This window comes from Caballeronia sp. J97 (assembly GCF_905220305.1).
In the GTDB taxonomy this organism is placed as follows: domain Bacteria; phylum Pseudomonadota; class Gammaproteobacteria; order Burkholderiales; family Burkholderiaceae; genus Caballeronia.
This window is the reverse complement of sequence record NZ_CAJMZL010000025.1, coordinates 40482-55746: the sequence shown is the minus strand read 5'-3', so window position 1 is coordinate 55746 and position 15265 is coordinate 40482. Positions and strand designations below refer to the sequence as shown.

The 15265-nt window shown below is 62.8% G+C and carries 17 protein-coding genes; 6 read left to right on the top strand and 11 right to left on the bottom strand.

Features of this window, described 5'->3' with window-relative positions; translation table 11 throughout:
* Window position 1: 1 nt before the first annotated feature.
* From U4Y90_RS26275 to U4Y90_RS26260, 4 genes are all read right to left on the bottom strand, one after another.
* Complete coding sequence (locus U4Y90_RS26275; RefSeq protein ID WP_321799003.1) at window positions 2-730, bottom strand: amino acid ABC transporter ATP-binding protein; 729 nt, start codon at window positions 728-730, stop codon at window positions 2-4.
* Window positions 714-1367 (bottom strand): amino acid ABC transporter permease, encoded by a 654-nt coding sequence (locus U4Y90_RS26270; RefSeq protein WP_321799001.1) that lies wholly within the window; start codon window positions 1365-1367, stop codon window positions 714-716. Before U4Y90_RS26270 ends, U4Y90_RS26275 begins: the two co-directional genes overlap by 17 nt.
* On the bottom strand, window positions 1364-2110 hold the full coding sequence (locus U4Y90_RS26265) for an amino acid ABC transporter permease (protein WP_321798999.1): 747 nt from the start codon (window positions 2108-2110) through the stop codon (window positions 1364-1366). The genes U4Y90_RS26270 and U4Y90_RS26265 overlap by 4 nt, the downstream gene beginning before the upstream one ends.
* A 103-nt stretch (window positions 2111-2213) precedes the next feature.
* The gene (locus U4Y90_RS26260) at window positions 2214-3059 is read right to left on the bottom strand and encodes an NAD(P)-dependent oxidoreductase (RefSeq protein ID WP_321798997.1); all 846 of its coding nucleotides are present in this window, start codon (window positions 3057-3059) and stop codon (window positions 2214-2216) included.
* A gap of 140 nt (window positions 3060-3199) precedes the next feature.
* Here U4Y90_RS26260 and U4Y90_RS26255 point away from each other — a divergent pair, with 140 nt between their 5' ends.
* Entirely contained in the window at window positions 3200-3961 is a 762-nt protein-coding gene (locus U4Y90_RS26255) for a FadR/GntR family transcriptional regulator (RefSeq protein WP_321798995.1), read from the top strand.
* A gap of 46 nt (window positions 3962-4007) precedes the next feature.
* Here U4Y90_RS26255 and U4Y90_RS26250 read toward each other — a convergent pair whose 3' ends face one another.
* The 3 genes from U4Y90_RS26250 to U4Y90_RS26240 all read right to left on the bottom strand — a co-directional run bounded on the left by U4Y90_RS26250 (window position 4008) and on the right by U4Y90_RS26240 (window position 7311).
* Window positions 4008-5354, bottom strand: coding sequence for an MFS transporter (locus tag U4Y90_RS26250; protein ID WP_321798993.1), 1347 nt, complete (start codon window positions 5352-5354; stop codon window positions 4008-4010).
* 221 nt (window positions 5355-5575) lie between these two features.
* Window positions 5576-6484, bottom strand: coding sequence for an SMP-30/gluconolactonase/LRE family protein (locus U4Y90_RS26245; RefSeq protein WP_321798991.1), 909 nt, complete (start codon window positions 6482-6484; stop codon window positions 5576-5578).
* Window positions 6481-7311: an NAD(P)-dependent oxidoreductase gene (locus U4Y90_RS26240; protein ID WP_321798990.1), complete on the bottom strand. Its 831-nt coding sequence runs from the start codon at window positions 7309-7311 to the stop codon at window positions 6481-6483. The genes U4Y90_RS26245 and U4Y90_RS26240 overlap by 4 nt, the downstream gene beginning before the upstream one ends.
* Window positions 7312-7509: 198 nt before the next feature.
* Between U4Y90_RS26240 and U4Y90_RS26235 the strand changes: the two genes are divergently transcribed.
* On the top strand, window positions 7510-8499 hold the full coding sequence (locus U4Y90_RS26235) for a LacI family DNA-binding transcriptional regulator (RefSeq protein WP_321798988.1): 990 nt from the start codon (window positions 7510-7512) through the stop codon (window positions 8497-8499).
* Between the two features lie 77 nt (window positions 8500-8576).
* On the opposite strand, the gene U4Y90_RS26230 is transcribed toward U4Y90_RS26235, so the two are convergent.
* A complete protein-coding gene (locus U4Y90_RS26230; protein ID WP_321798987.1) occupies window positions 8577-9866 on the bottom strand; it encodes an MFS transporter in 1290 nt (429 codons plus the stop codon).
* Between the two features lie 389 nt (window positions 9867-10255).
* On the opposite strand from U4Y90_RS26230, the gene U4Y90_RS26225 reads away from it, so the two are divergent.
* A complete protein-coding gene (locus tag U4Y90_RS26225) occupies window positions 10256-11128 on the top strand; it encodes a DMT family transporter (RefSeq protein WP_321798985.1) in 873 nt (290 codons plus the stop codon).
* An 89-nt stretch (window positions 11129-11217) separates the two neighbouring features.
* Window positions 11218-11379: a hypothetical protein gene (locus U4Y90_RS26220; protein ID WP_321798983.1), complete on the top strand. Its 162-nt coding sequence runs from the start codon at window positions 11218-11220 to the stop codon at window positions 11377-11379.
* Between the two features lie 12 nt (window positions 11380-11391).
* On the opposite strand, the gene U4Y90_RS26215 is transcribed toward U4Y90_RS26220, so the two are convergent.
* The 3 genes from U4Y90_RS26215 to U4Y90_RS26205 are packed head-to-tail and all read right to left on the bottom strand — an operon-like array spanning window position 11392 to window position 13629.
* Entirely contained in the window at window positions 11392-12201 is an 810-nt protein-coding gene (locus tag U4Y90_RS26215; RefSeq protein ID WP_321798981.1) for an SDR family oxidoreductase, read from the bottom strand.
* Between the two features lie 22 nt (window positions 12202-12223).
* A complete protein-coding gene (locus U4Y90_RS26210) occupies window positions 12224-12532 on the bottom strand; it encodes a non-heme iron oxygenase ferredoxin subunit (protein WP_321798979.1) in 309 nt (102 codons plus the stop codon).
* A 17-nt stretch (window positions 12533-12549) separates the two neighbouring features.
* The gene (locus U4Y90_RS26205) at window positions 12550-13629 is read right to left on the bottom strand and encodes a fatty acid desaturase family protein (RefSeq protein ID WP_321798977.1); all 1080 of its coding nucleotides are present in this window, start codon (window positions 13627-13629) and stop codon (window positions 12550-12552) included.
* Window positions 13630-13775: 146 nt separating this feature from the next.
* Between U4Y90_RS26205 and U4Y90_RS26200 the strand changes: the two genes are divergently transcribed.
* Together U4Y90_RS26200 and U4Y90_RS26195 are read left to right on the top strand one after the other, a co-directional pair.
* Window positions 13776-14828 (top strand): LacI family DNA-binding transcriptional regulator, encoded by a 1053-nt coding sequence (locus tag U4Y90_RS26200; protein ID WP_321798976.1) that lies wholly within the window; start codon window positions 13776-13778, stop codon window positions 14826-14828.
* Window positions 14829-14909: 81 nt separating this feature from the next.
* Window positions 14910-15155 (top strand): hypothetical protein, encoded by a 246-nt coding sequence (locus tag U4Y90_RS26195; RefSeq protein WP_321798974.1) that lies wholly within the window; start codon window positions 14910-14912, stop codon window positions 15153-15155.
* Window positions 15156-15265: the final 110 nt, after the last annotated feature.

Genomic DNA, 15265 nt, shown 5'->3' with positions numbered 1-15265 from the left:
TTCAAAGCCCGTTATCGAGGAATGCGCGCAATTCAGGCGTGCGCGGCGCATCGAGCATGCTGCCGTCGCCCACTTCCCATACCTTTCCCTGATGCATGTAGATGATGCGATCCGCCACGCGCTTCGCAAAAGCCATCTCGTGCGTGACAAGCAGCATCGTCATGCCGTCGGCCGCGAGGTCTTCCATCACGCGCAGCACTTCGCCCGTCAATTGCGGATCGAGTGCGGATGTCACTTCGTCGAACAGCATCACCTTCGGCGACATCGCGAGCGAACGCGCGATCGCCACGCGTTGCTGCTGTCCGCCCGACAACTGTTCGGGATACGCATCGGCCTTCTGACCGAGACCGACCTGCTCCAGCACGTTCATCGCGATACGCCGCGCTTCGTCGCGCGCCATCTTCTTCACATGGCGTAGCGCGAGCATGATGTTCTCTTCGACCGTCAGATGCGGGAACAGGTTATAGCTTTGAAATACGATGCCGACTTCGCGGCGCAACAGATGGAGATCGACCTTCGGGTCGTCGACGCGAATGCCGCACACTTCGATCTGCCCCTGATCTATCGTCTCCAGCCTGTCGATGCAACGCAACGCCGTGCTCTTGCCCGAGCCGCTCGCGCCGATCACGGCGATCATCTCGCCCTTGTTGACTTCGAAGGACACGCCCTTGAGAACATGATTGGAGCCGAAGCTCTTGTGAATATCGCCGACCTTAACGATTGCTGACATTGAGCTTGTTCTCCATCGATTGGCTCCAGCGAGAAAGCGGATAGCACAAGACGAAATAGAAAGCGCCGACCAGTCCGAAGATCAGGAACGGCTGGAAGATCGAGTTGTTGATGATCTGGCCCGCGCGCGTGAGTTCGACGAAGCCGATCACCGACGCGAGCGACGTCATCTTGATGAGTTGCACGAGAAAGCCGACCGTCGGCGGCAGCGCGAGCCGCATCGCCTGCGGAATGATCACGAGGCGCAGCGTCTGCCAGCGCGTGAGCGACAGGCACTCCGATGCTTCCCATTGCGGCTTCGGCATCGCTTCGATGCAACCGCGCCAGATGTCGCCGAGATAGGCGCTCGAATAGACCATCAACGCGAGACCGGCCGCAACGAGCGCGGGCACCTGATAGCCATAGACCGACAAACCGAAGTACACGATGAACAGCAGGATCAGCAGCGGAATGCCTTGAATCGCTTCTATATAGACAAGCGCGGTGCGCGCAAGCCATGCGCGCGGCGAGATGCGCGCGAGCATCACGACGAAGCCGCCGATGCCGCCGAGCACGAACGCGAGCGCGGAAAGCACGAGCGTCCAGCCGATCGATTGCACCAGATAGACGAGATGCGATGACGTGAATCCGCCGCTCATGCCGCACCTCCGGGAATGACCGTATCGACTCGCTGCGGATCGGGCGGCGTCTTGCCGGCACGTCTCGCGGCAAGACGGATCGCGCGCCGGCGCTTGAAGAGATGCTCGCCCACGGCCCACGCGATGAGCTTGATGACGAGCGACAACGCGAGATATAGCGCCGCGACCACGATGTACGTTTCGAGCGAGCGGAACGTATCGGACTGCACGGTGTTGGCGACCGCCGTGAGCTCTTCCGCGGAAATCTGCGAGGCGATCGCGGACGCCTGCATCATCAGCAGGAACTGGCTCGTCAACGCGGGATAGACCTTCTCGATGGACGGCTGAAGCATCACATGCCAGCCGATGCGCCACTTCGAAAGCCCGAGGCATTCGGCAGCTTCGATCTGTCCGCGCGGCACCGATTCCAGTCCCGCGCGAATGATCTCGGCGGCATACGCGCCGATGTTGATGGTCATCGCGAGCGCGGCGGCCGCGAACGTCGGCATGCGCAAGCCGATGCTCGCGAGGCCGAAGTACAGCAAAAAGATCTGCACCAGGAACGGCGTATTGCGCACCGCCTCGATATAGACGATGCACAGGCGCGAGAGCACCGGCACCCTGGCGCGCTTGGCGAATGCCACCAGCATGCCGAGAATCAGCCCGAAGAACACGGCCACGCAGGTCATCTTGAGCGTGAGCCATGCGCCCAGCAGGAACGTCGGCCAGTACGGCAGCAGCGGTGAGAAATCGAGAGAAAACATGGCGGCGAATGTTCCCTGTGAGGCTGGACGCTATGTCAAACACGGCCAGCGCTGGATGTATGACGACATACTACAAATGTCGTGATACTGCATTTCGCATGCATTAAACCGGGTCGAACGGGCCCGTCGTTGTGAATGTCCCGCCTTGCAGCACCGCCACGGGATCGGTCGGCTCGGGCGGTGGCGTCGCTTCGATCTTGTCGCGGAACTGCTCGGACGAGTCGCGTGGAATGAAGCCGAGATGCGCGGCGCAGCGGTTGTCCCACCATGTGTGGGCATTCGCGGACATGCCGAAGACGATCGTGTGGCCAACGTCCTTCGTGAAGAGGCTGCGGCGCAACAGCGCGTGAAAGTCGTCGTAGCTCATCCAGCTCGCCATCATGCGGCGGTCCTTCGGTTCGGGAAACACGGAGCCGATGCGAATGCTCACCGTCTCGATGCCATAGCGGTCGAAATACATCTGCGCCATGTCTTCGCCGAAGGATTTCGACAGGCCGTAGTAGCCATCGGGACGCTTGCGCGCGTCGGCGTCGATTCGTTCGTCCTGCCGATAGAAACCCGTCACATGATTCGAGCTCGCGAACACGATGCGCCTGACGGACTGACGGCGCGCCGCTTCATAGAGATTGAACACGCCCTTGATGTTGGCTTCCAGAATCTCTTCGAACGGACGCTCGACCGATACCCCGCCGAGGTGGATGATCGCATCACAATCCTTCGCGAGCGCATCGACGGCCTGACGGTCGGCCAGATCGCAAGGAACGATTTCTTCGTGAGGCGCGGCATCGCCCGGCGCGGCGCCGGGCAAGTCGGAGATGCGCACGCGTCGCGCGAACTCGGCGACGCGATGCCGGATCGCCCGGCCGATTCCGCCCGCGGCGCCCGTCAGCAGCAGACGATCGAATGGCGCGACGTCGTCGGCGAACGGCGTGCTGGTGTGTTGTTCCATCGCGTTGTGTCTCCTGAAGGCTTCGTCAGGGATTACCCTGCGCGCATCTTCTTGTACGTTGTCATATCACCGCATCACGCATATCATCATTTGCAGAACGATTTGTCAATGTGTGTAAAACCGATGCCAACGAGAATGCCGTGACGCTATCACCCGAACTTCATGCCGACACCGACGCATCTTCGATTGCAGTCCCCGGCGCACGACGCAGCCTCACCGCGCAACTGGTGGACGCACTGCGCGCGCAAATCGATGCGCGGGAGTTGAAGGCCGGCAGCCGCCTCGCGACCGAGGCGGAGATGGTGCAGCGTTTCGGCGTGAGCCGCACCGTCGTGCGTGAGGCGCTGTCGCGTCTGCAAGCGGCGGGGCTCGTCGAAACGCGGCATGGCATCGGCACGTTCGTGTGCGAAGCGGGCGCATCGCCGCTGCTGCACCTCGATCCCGCCGATGTCGCCGGCTCCATCGATGCATTGGCGATTCTCGAATTGCGCATCAGCCTCGAAACGGAAAGCGCGGGACTCGCCGCGACGCGTTGCGATGCCGCGCGCCTTGCCACGATGCGCGCCGCTCTAGCCGACTTCTCGCAGAGCGTGGGCGAAGCAAGCGATACGGTATCGCCCGATCTGCGCTTTCACATGGAGATCGCGCACGCGACGGGCAACCGCTATTTCGTCGAGATCATGGAGCACCTGGGCACACGCATGATCCCGCGCACGAGGATCACGGCGACGCCGATTCCGCGCGATCGCTACGCGGAATATCTGACGCGCGTGAATCGCGAGCATGAGCAGATCGCCGATGCGATCGAACGCGGCGATGCCGATTCGGCACGCACCGCGATGCGTCTGCATCTGATCAACAGCCGGGAGAGGTTGCGGCGGGCGCAGTCAACGCCCGAGTGAGCGCGCAAGGACCGCACATCGATACGGTCCCTGTATCGACACAACTTCAACGCGCCATGTTGGGCTCGCCATCCTCGATATCGTGCGCGCCGGAAATCGTCTCCAGCGCCTGATCGTGATGCAGCAGCAGGACCGCCGCCACGCCGACCATGCCCGCGCCGGCAAGGCACAGCAGGCCCGCGCCGAAGCCGCCCGTGCTGTCCTTGATCCAGCCCATCGCATAAGGACCGAAGAAGCCCGCGAGATTGCCGAGCGAGTTGATCGCCGCGATGCCGCCCGCCGCCGCCGCACCCGAGAGAAACGAAGCGGGCAGCGTCCAGATCACCGGCAGGCAGCCGAAGATGCCGAAGCCCGCGATCGACAGCGCGACCATCTTCAACACCGGGTTATCGAGTCCCGCCGATGCCGCGATGCCGCCCGCCGCCACCATCAGCGCAATCGCGACATGCCAGCGGCGCTCGAGCTTGCGATCCGAATGACGCCCCCACAGCACCATGCTGATCACGCCGACGACATAGGGCAACGACGTGACGAAGCCTGTCTGCACGTTGGAGAGGCCGAACGCCTTGACGATCTGCGGCAGGAAGAAGCTGAGGCCGTAGTTGGTCGCATTCGCGCCGAAGTAGATCAACGCAATCGCCAGCACGCGCGGATTGAAAATGGCTTCCTTCACGCTGAACGCATGCACGGATTCGCGATGCGCCCGCTCCTGCGCCTGCCGATTGACGAGCCAGTCACGCTCTTCCTTCGCGAGCCAGTGCGCGTCCGAAGGTCGGTCGGTCAGATAGAAGTACACGACGAACGCGAGCAGCAACGCCGGAATCGCTTCGATCAGATACAGCCATTGCCAGCCCTGCATGCCGTTGATGCCGTCCATCTGCAGGAGCGCGCCCGAGATCGGTCCGCCGATCACGGTGGACAGCGGAATCGCCGCCATGAAGTAGCCGACGACACGGCCCCGATATTTCGCCGGGAACCACAAGGTCAGCAGAAAGATGATGCCGGGAAAGAAGCCCGCTTCCGCGACGCCGAGCAGAATCCGCAAGCCATAGAACACGTAGGCGTTCGACAGGCCCGTTGCCTGCGCGATGTGCGGAATGTAGGCCATCGCCGCCGCGAGGATGCCCCAGGTGAACATGATGCGCGCGATCCAGCGGCGCGCGCCGAATCGTTCGAGCAACAGATTGGACGGAACCTCGAAAAAGAAATACGCGATAAAGAAAATGCCGGCGCCGAAACCGAACATGCTCGCCGTAAAGCCGAGCGCCTTGTTCATCTGCAACGCGGCAAAGCCCACGTTGACGCGGTCCAGATAGGCGATGAAGTAACACAAGATCAGGAACGGCACGAGGCGAACCATCACGCGCTTCATGGTGCGAGCTTCAAGGTCCATCAATGTCTCCTCCGGATAAGAGAATCTCGGTACTCGGGATACCTGCGGAGACTACTCTTTAAGAAGGAACTACAGCATTGGTGTTTGTTCTTGGTATCGGTTCCTAAGCTTGACTTGCGTGTCGATTCGACGCGCGCCAATGCGGTGCGTCGAATCGTTTGCGTCCCAAACTGTGCGAAAAAAATACCAACTAGGCGAACGATCGCCCGGTTTCGCGAGCTTTATGCGACCGGTAACAGCCCTGCGTATTCCGGCTCCGGTAAGCCTTGCACGCCGGGGTTCAATGCGAACACGTAGCCGTCGTCGTCAGTGGCATTCGATGCCGGACGAATCGTCGTGACATAGAGCGTCTTCAGATCGCTGCCGCCGAACGCGCACATCGACGGCTTGCTCGCGGGCAACGCGATCTCGCGATCGAGCTCGCCTCGCGGCGTGAAGCGCAGCAGGCGTGCGGCGTCGTTCGCGCAGGTCCAATAGCAGCCGTCCGCGTCGACCGCGGCGCCGTCGGGGCGGCCCGTGTAGTGATGCAGATCGGCGAACACGCGCTGCGCACCGGGCGTGCCGGTGTCGGGGTCGAAGTCGAAAGCCCACACGATGCGGCGCAGCGGATGCGAATCCGACAGATACATCGTCCGGCCATCGGGCGACCACGCGAGGCCGTTCTGGGTGATCAGACCGTCGACGACCGGCCCCGACAGCGCGCCCCGCTCGTCGAAGCGATACAGAGCACCGACCGCGCTCGCGAGCGACATGTCCTGCACCATCGTCCCGGCCCAGAAGCGCCCTTGCCTGTCGCAACGGCCATCGTTGAAGCGCATGCCCGTCGCGGGAAATGACGGCGCGGCGAGTTTCACCGCGTGCGCGTCGCCCGCATCGGAGAGCGTCACGCCGAACATGCCGCTCTCCATGCCCGCGACAACACGGCCGGCCTTGTCGAACGCAAAGCACGCGACCTGTTCGTCGAATGCCCAGTCCGTGCGACGCGCGCTTTCAATCTCGAGCCGGACGATACGGCGCGCCGGAATATCGACCCAGTACAACGCGCCCTCTTGCGCGCGCCAGACCGGACATTCGCCGACTGTCGCACGGCCCGCCGCGTCGAGCCGTTCCGCGCGCACGCCGGCGCTCATCGCTTGCGCTCCATCGGCTCACCCAGCACGAATGCGCCGCCCTGGAAGCGCTGCGCGGGGTCGTCGCGCTCGGCGGTCGGTCCGGTCACCGGAAAGAGCCCGTCGAACTGCGCCGAGCTGTCCTGCGGCTTGAAGCCGAGGAAGCCGGCCTTCGCGTTGTCCCACCACTTCACCGGATTGTCCGATGCACCGTACACGACCGCATGCCCGACGCGATTCGTGAAAAGCGAACAGCGCACGAGCTCGATGAAATCGCGGTAGCTCAGATACGTGACGAGCATGCGCGGATTCTTCGGCTCCTCGAAGGAAGAACCAATGCGCAGGTTCACCGTCTCGATGCCGAAGCGGTCGAAGTAATAGCGCGCCAGCGATTCGCCGAAACACTTGGTCACGCCATAGAGGCTGTCCGGGCGATGCGGCGAATCCGCGTCGAGCACTTCGGTGACCGGATGAAAGCCGATTGCATGGTTCGAGCTCGCGAACACGATGCGCTTCACGCCGTAACGGCGCGCCGCTTCATAGATGTTGTACGTGCCGCGGATATTCGCCTCGATCAGATCGTCGAACGGCGCGTCGATCGAGATGCCGCCGAGATGCACGATCGCATCGACGCCCTCGACGAGCTGCATCACCTTCTCGCGATCCGCGAGATCGACGGCGCTGACTTCTTCGTGGCTTGCTGCGTCATCGAGCGGTGCGATGTCGGAGAGCCGCACGACGTCCGCCCATTGCGCGAGCGCGCCGCGCAACTGACGACCCAGATTGCCGGCCGCGCCGGTCAGAAGCAGGCGCTTGAACGGCTTGGCCGCTGCGTTTGGCTGATTCATCGAGACTCCTGTCGAATTCGTGATAAAGCGTTGAAAGCAAAAAGGAAGAAAACGTTTTCTGGAATGATGAGACGGTTCTGCGCGCCATCAGTTCAAGATTGGCATGCAACACGCCGCATGCAAAATGCAAGATGCGATGTCATCGTTTCCTGATTTTCTGCGACAATCCGTTAACAGTGCGAAAACGTTACCCTCCGAATGAAGAAAAGTTCCCCGACCATTCGCGATGTCGCCGCCGCAGCGGGCGTATCTGTCGCGACCGTCTCCAAGTACATCAATGGGGCGCAGCGCTTTTCCGCGCCGGTCGAAGCGAAGCTCAAGGAAGCGATCGATTCGCTCGGCTATCGTTCGAACCCGCTCGCGCGTTCGATGATCACCGGCAAGACGCGCACCATCGGCCTCACGATCCTCGACATCAGCAATCCGCACTTCACCCATGTCGTGAAGGGCGCGAACCGCATCGCGCTGCGGCACGACTACACGCTGCTGCTCGTCGACATCGACGAAAACCAGGCGCGCGAGCGGCCGCTCATCGAGGCGCTCGCTCAGCGCGTGGACGGACTGCTCGTCAGCTCGCGCCTGCCCGACGAAGACGCGCAGTGGATGCTCGACCTCGACAAGCCCGTCGTGCTCCTGCGCAACGCCGAGCTGCCGATTCCGAGCGTCGGCATCAATAGCCGCCTCGCCACCTACATGCTCGCGCGGCATCTGCTCGATCTCGGGCATCGCCGTATCGCGTATCTCGGCTTCGAGCATGCGCGCATCAACGATGAGCGGATTCGCGGCGCGCGCGATTGTCTCGCCGAAGCGGGCCTCGAACTCGACATCTACGAGGCCCATGCGCCGACTTCGCTTGCCGGCGAGCAGGCTTGCTCGCGCGTGATGCTCGGTCCGAAGCGGCCGCAAGCGGTGATCTGCTACAACGACCTGATCGCGCTCGGCTTCATGAAGGAAGCCGCATCGCTCGGCATTCGCGTGCCGCAGGACGTGTCGGTGACCGGCATCGACAACGTGCCCTACGGTGCGTACGCCGCGCCCGGCCTCACGACCGTCGACATTCAAAGCGAGAAGATGGGCGAGCTCGCGATGCAAAAACTGATCGACGCCCTCGCCGGTCATCCCGATCCGGGCAACTCCATGTTCGAACCGCGGCTGATCGTGCGTGAATCGACTGCCGCGGCTGCATGACGCGCGCCGCGCCGCCTGCGCATTTCGATTGCTGGCGGCGCGGCGCATGATGAATCGGTTCACGCGTCGATGCGTGATTACGCCTGGAGCTTCGCCGGCGTCATCTTCGGCGTGAGCATGTGCATGATCGCGAAGGCGATGAGATAGGCCGATGCGCCGATCGCGAACAGCACCCAGTAGTGACCCGTGCGTTGCAGCACCTGGCCGATCACTTCCGAGAACAGCACGCCGCCGATCGAACCGGCCATGCCGCCGATGCCGACCACCGCGCCCACCGCACGACGCGGGAACAGGTCCGATGCCGTCGTGAAGAGATTGGCCGACCAGCCCTGGTGCGCCGCCGCCGCGAGACCCACGATACCCACTGCGACCCACAGATTCTCGGCTTGGGATACGAATGCGATCGGCAATACGGCGCATGCGCAGATCAGCATGGCGGTCTTGCGCGCCGCATTCACGGTCCAGCCCGCGCGCAGCAGTGCGGAAGAAATCCAGCCGCCGCCGATGCTGCCGATGGTGGTGATCGCATAGATCACGACGAGCGGCAAGCCGATATGCTGCATGTCCATGCCGCGCGATTCGTTGAGCCACTTCGGCAGCCAGAACAGATAGAACCACCACACCGGGTCGGTCAGGAACTTGCCGACGATGAACGCCCACGTCTCGCGCTTGCTGATGAGTTCCTTGAAACCCGGCGCGCGTGCCTTGGCGTTGGCTGCATCGGCGGCGTTGGTGTCATCGCCTTCATCGGCGATTTCGTCGTCGTGCGCGCGGCCGTCCGGCTGGCGATACATCACGAACCACACGACGAGCCATACGAGGCCGATCGCGCCGACCATCACGAATGCCGCGCGCCAGCCGAAGGCCACCGCGAGCGCCGGAATGAGCGCCGGTGCGAACACCGCGCCGATGTTCGCGCCGGAGTTGAAGATGCCGGTCGCGAGCGCGCGCTCACGGCGCGGGAACCATTCGGCGGTCGTCTTGATGGCGGCCGGGAAGTTGCCGCCCTCGCCGATGCCGAGCAGCGCGCGGACCATCGCGAAGCCCATCACCGAGCCGACGGCCGCATGCAGCATCGCGGCGATACTCCAGATGAACATCGCGAGCGCGTAGGAGATGCGCGTGCCGAGCCAGTCGACGATGCGCCCGAAGCAAAGGAGACCGATCGCGTAGAACGCCGAGAACGCGATCACGATGCGACCGTACTGCACCTGCGTCCAGCCGATGTCGTGCTGCAGCATCGGGGCGAGCAGACCGAGAATCTGCCGGTCCATGTAATTGATGACCGTGGCGAAGAAAAGCAGCGCGCACACGGTCCAGCGATAGCGGCTGGCGGTACGCACGACGCCGGCAACGACAGTGTTCATGAAAGTCTCCGGACGCGGCGGCGCTCGTCGTGCCGCGTTCTTTGTTGCGTGAACGGCGACGAGCGCCGTGGGCGATGGCTGTGCGTCGACGTGAAAACGCGAGCCGGCCGGGTTTGGAAAACGTTTTTTCGAAGAATAGTGGGTTTGCCGTCGACTGGCTATCCTGGTATTTGCCCTAATCACGCGCGAAATGCCGTCTGCTTGATGTTTCATGGGGCCGCGCTCCATGCCACCTGCAAGTTAATCGTTTTCTGGAAGCTTTCGGTCTACGGCTCTTACGGTCGATTGCATCAAGCATTCCGCATGCAAAATGCCGGCGATGGCCTTCGGTCGGCGCTGGCCGCCTGTATGATCGAACCCCGACGAACGACAACCACAATCCGACTTCCATGCCTGCTCGTCTGACGGGATTCATCTGTCTGCTCGTCACCGCCACCGGCTGGGCACTGAACTGGCCCGCCATGAAAGTTTTGCTGCGCGAGTGGCCACCGCTTTTTTCGCGCGGCGTCGCCGGCGTCGCGGCCGCCGTGCTGCTCGGCATCGTCGCGAAATGCGTCGGGGAAAACACGCGCGTGCCGCGCGCGCTGATCCCGAGGCTGTTGCTCGCGTCGGCGATCAATGTCTTCGCGTGGATGGGCTTTTCCACGCTCTCGATGAAATGGTTGTCGGTCAGCGAAGGCGCGCTGCTCGTCTACACGATGCCGATCTGGGCGATGCTGCTCGCGTGGCCGATCGCCAAGCGCAAGCCTTCCGTCGCCGGCTTTTGCGCGCTCGCGCTGGGTCTCGCGGGCGTTCTCGTGCTGTTGTGGGCGCACGGTCTTTCGTTCGACGGCGGCAAGCTCGCCGGCATCGCGTTCGCGCTCTCGGCCGCGGTGCTGTTCGCGCTCGGCACAGTGATCACGCACGGTCCGATGCCCATCCCGCCGATCACGCTCGTCGCGTGGCAAGTCGGCATCGGCTGTGCGCCGATGATCGCGCTCGGGCTCTATATCGAGCATCCGGTCTTTTCCGCGCTCGGCCCCGACGGCTGGGCCGTGCTCGTCTACATGAGCCTCGTGCCGATGGCCGTCTGCTATCTCGCGTGGTTCGCGACGCTGCGCCGGCTGCCCGCCGATGTCGCATCGATCGGCATGCTGCTCGTGCCGATCATGGGCATCGTCGCGGCCGCGCTCACGCTGGGCGAGCCGCTCGGCGCACGCGAAGCCATTGCGATGGCGCTTACGCTCTCGGGCGTCGCGCTCGCGATGAGGCAGCCCCGATAAAGCGCGTCACTCAGGCCGCCGACGATTAAAGTTTTGTTAAACGTCTGCCGATAAGGGACGTTACAACTCTTATCGTTCAGTCATTCCCCATGTTTCGTAATGCTAAGGTCCGGACCAATGTCGGGACCAAATTTGCCGTGCTCGCCTGCGCGAAGAACGCGGCGCTCGTCGGTGAAGCGGAGCACTCGACCGCCGAACTGCGCGATCAGGCAGAGCGCCTCGAGCGCGCCGTCAGCACGTTCCGCGTGTGATGCGACGATCGTTCAGAGCGGCTCCGACGGATGAGGCGCGTCATCGTAGGCGCCCCATACCGATTGATCGAAGTTGATCATCGAGCCGCTCATGAGGCCCGACTCCGCGCTTGCAAGATAAGCGACCGCACGCGCCGCTTCGTTCGTGTTGATCAATCGCCCGAAGGGTTGCGCGGCCGCGGCGCGTTCGAGCCAGCCGTCGTCCGCACCATGATGTGTGCGCTGGATGCGGTCTTCGCCTTCGCTCGCCATCCAGCCGAGATTCAGCCCGTTCACGCGAATGCGATTGCGAAGCAGCGCATAAGCCGTATTCTGCGTGAGCGTCGCGAGCGCGCCCTTCGACGCGCAATACGCGGCGATGAACGGCTGACCCGCCAGCGCAGACATCGAGCAGATGTTGACGATCGCGCCTTCCGTCTGTTCGCGCTTCATGATGCGGATGGTGTCCTGCATCAGGAAGAACGGCGCGCGCACGTTCGTCGCGAACATGCGGTCGAAGAGTTCCGGATCGGTGTCGAGAATCGTGCCGCGCTCGGTCGTCGCAGCGGCGTTCACCAGCACGTCGATGCGGCCGAACTGTTCGTCCGCGGCCGCGATGACCGCGCGGCAATCTTCCACGCGCGACAGATCGGCCGCGACGAAGCGCACTTGCGCTCCGCTCGCTTCGGCAAGCTCGCGCGCTTTCCTTTCTCCCTTGTCCTTCGAGCGCGCGCAAATCACGATGCCGTGCGCGCCGCGCTCCGCGAAGAGCGCCGCCACCGCCGCGCCGAGACCTTGCGCGCCGCCGGTGATGATCGCCACCTTGCCTTCGAACTGGCTCATCGTGCTTCTCTGTGTCGGGGCGTCAGACTTCGATGAAGATGCGCCCGCCCTCCACTTTAGCGGGGTACGTGCGCAACTTTTCGCAAACGGGCGCGCATAGCGGCTGGCCGTCGCGGATATCGAAGCGCCCGTTGTGCTTCGGACATTCGATGACGTGATCCATGACGAATCCGTCACTCAGATGGACATGCTCGTGCGTGCATAGACCGTCGCTCGCGTACACGTCATCGTTCACGCGGTAGATCGCGAAGGTGCGACCGTCGTGATCGAAGCGCATCACGTCTTCATCTTCGATATCGTCGAATGCGGCTGCATCGATCCATTGCGTCATGAAAGTTGTCTCCTTGGTCATGCCTGTGTCGCGGCGGGCACCGGCCGCTCGACGTGATACGACGGATCGCGCGTTTGCCGCACGAGCGCCGGAAGGATCTCCGCATAGGCCGCGATCGTGCTCGCATACGGCGGCGGCATGTCGTGCTTCACCGCTTCGTGCAGACGCGGCAGCGCGTGATACGGCACCATCGGAAACATGTGATGTTCGACGTGATAGTTCATGTTCAGATAGAGAAACCGGAACACGGGATTCATCATCACGGTGCGGCAGTTCTTGCGATGATCGAGCACGTTCTCAGGCATGCCCGCATGTTGAGTGAGGCCGAAGAAGAGATAGAGCCACGCGCCGTACAGGCTCGGCAAGCCGATATAAAGCAGCGGCAAAATCGAATGGAACACGAAGCACGCGCCGATCACCGTTGCATGGATCGCGAGCGTGACGCGCGCTTCCAGAATCACCTTCGGCCATTCCGATTCCGGAACGTAGGTCTTTTCCTCCTCGCCGATATGGCCGAATGCGGATGAAATGATCTTCGGCACTTCACCCGCCGCGTGCTTCAGCGCAAACACGTTCAGCGCGAGGCTCAGCCAGTCCGTGGGAAGCGGCACCGCAATCTCGCGATCGCGCCCGACCACGAGCGTATCCGTGTGATGACGCGCGTGGCTCCAGCGCCAGATCGTCGGACGGCGAAACACCTGAAACGAAGCAAGCTGATAGAGCGCCTTGTTCATCCATGGCGTCTTGAAAGCGGTGCCATGACCGCTTTCGTGCCAGCGCGAATCCGCGGGGCTGCAATAGAGCGTGCCATAGAGAAGAAACGCGGGGATCGCCCATAGCGAGTGCGCGTGCCACGCGAACCAGGCAAGCACGCCGCTCGCAACGATCGCCGCATACCACAGCAACGTGTCGCGAATGGCGCGTGCATCGCCGCGCTGCATCAGACTCTTCATGACTGGCCGCGGCACCGCGCACTTGTACCAGTCCGCGTTGACGAGACCCGCGGCCTTCGCGCGCTCGCCCGCACCGCCGATCAACTGGTAATCGCGATATCCATCCCGCGCGCCTGCGCCTCGGGACTGCTCCGATTCCATCATGTCACCTCATCCGATGATTGGAATTACATCATTCGTTATTGTTGGATCGATGATAGGAGCGTGCCCATTCTCTGCGCAAGGTGCGCGTGCATTTGCTATCTTTAGGCATCATCGCGCCCGTTTGAAACACATCAATTACATCAGAGATGAGCAAGCGTCCCACTCTTCAATCAGTGGCCGAAGCTGCCGGCGTCAGTCCCGCGACTGTCGACAGGGTGTTCAACGGACGCATCAACGTGCGCGAGGGCACGGCGTTGCGCGTCATCGAGGCGGCCGAGCGCATCGGCTATCACGGCGCCGGACTGATGCGCGATCGTCTGCGGGCGCAACGCGGCGAGCATCGTGAGCGATATACGCTGGGCTTTTGTCTGCAGAAGCGCGCCGATCCGTTCTATCAGACCTTTGCGCGAATCCTGTCGGACGCGGCAACACGCCATGAGCCCGAACATTGCAGCGCCGTCATCGAATACATGGACGAACTCGATCCGGCTTCCATCGCGCGCACGCTGCTTTCGCTCGGGGAGCAAGCGGATGCGCTCGGCGTGGTCGCGGTGGATCATCCTCACGTGACGGCCGCCATCGAGACGCTTCACGGCCAGGGCAAGCCCACTGTCACACTGTTATCGGATCTGAGCGCGCCCTTGCGCGCGGGCTATATCGGCGTCGATCCGCGCAAGAGCGGACGCACCGCAGCGTGGGCCGTGAGCCGCCTCACGCATCGCGACGCGGGTACGGTCGGGGTGTTCGTCGGCACGCCGCGCTATCTCGGTCAGGAAAGCTGCGAGATCAGCTTTCGCTCGTATTTGCGCGAGCATGCGCCCGGTTTGCGCGTGCTCGATACGCAGATCAATCTCGAAGACAAGCAACTCGCCTATGAAGCAACGCTCGCGATGCTCGCCCGTCATGCCGATCTCGCCGGTCTGTACATCCCCGGCGGCGGCGTGGGCGGCGTGATTCGCGCGCTGCGCGAAGAAGCCAAAGGACGCCGCATCGTGACGGTGTGCAGCGACCTGATGCCGGACCGGTACGAAGCGCTCGTCGAAGGCATCATCGATCTCGTCATCGACACACCGCTTCAACGCATCGCGGAAACGGCCATTCAGGCGATGCTGCGCGCGTTGCAAGCGCTGCCGGGCGAAGCCGCGCAAGCGAGTCAATATCCGCAGCCGGCGCAGCTCTACACCCCGGAAAACGTGTGAGCACGCCTGACGCGCTCATCGTCAACTCATTCTTCGGGCCTAGTCTCCTTGTCGAGTTCCACTCATTCAAGGAGAACGATCATGAAGAAACTCGCCGCCGCGCTCCTCGCCGCCACCGTCACGGTGCCGATGCTTTCCTACGCGCAATCGCCCACGCCCGCCGACGCCGCAACGCAGGATGGCAGTTCGCAACACGCCGATGCCCGCCATTCCGACAGCGTGTACGACCGCGAATACGGAGCCAGCACCGACGGCACCGTGCAAGGCGGCTGGACGACACAACCGTCGCCGCAGGCGCTCGGGCAATCGCTTTATAACCATCGCTGAACGTGCGATGACATCTGAAGCTAGCGTGTAATTTTTTCCTGTTCGCCGATGCAACATGCGGCGACAGGAAAAATATGCAGCGCCCGACTACAGTTGCTTGCACATGAAAC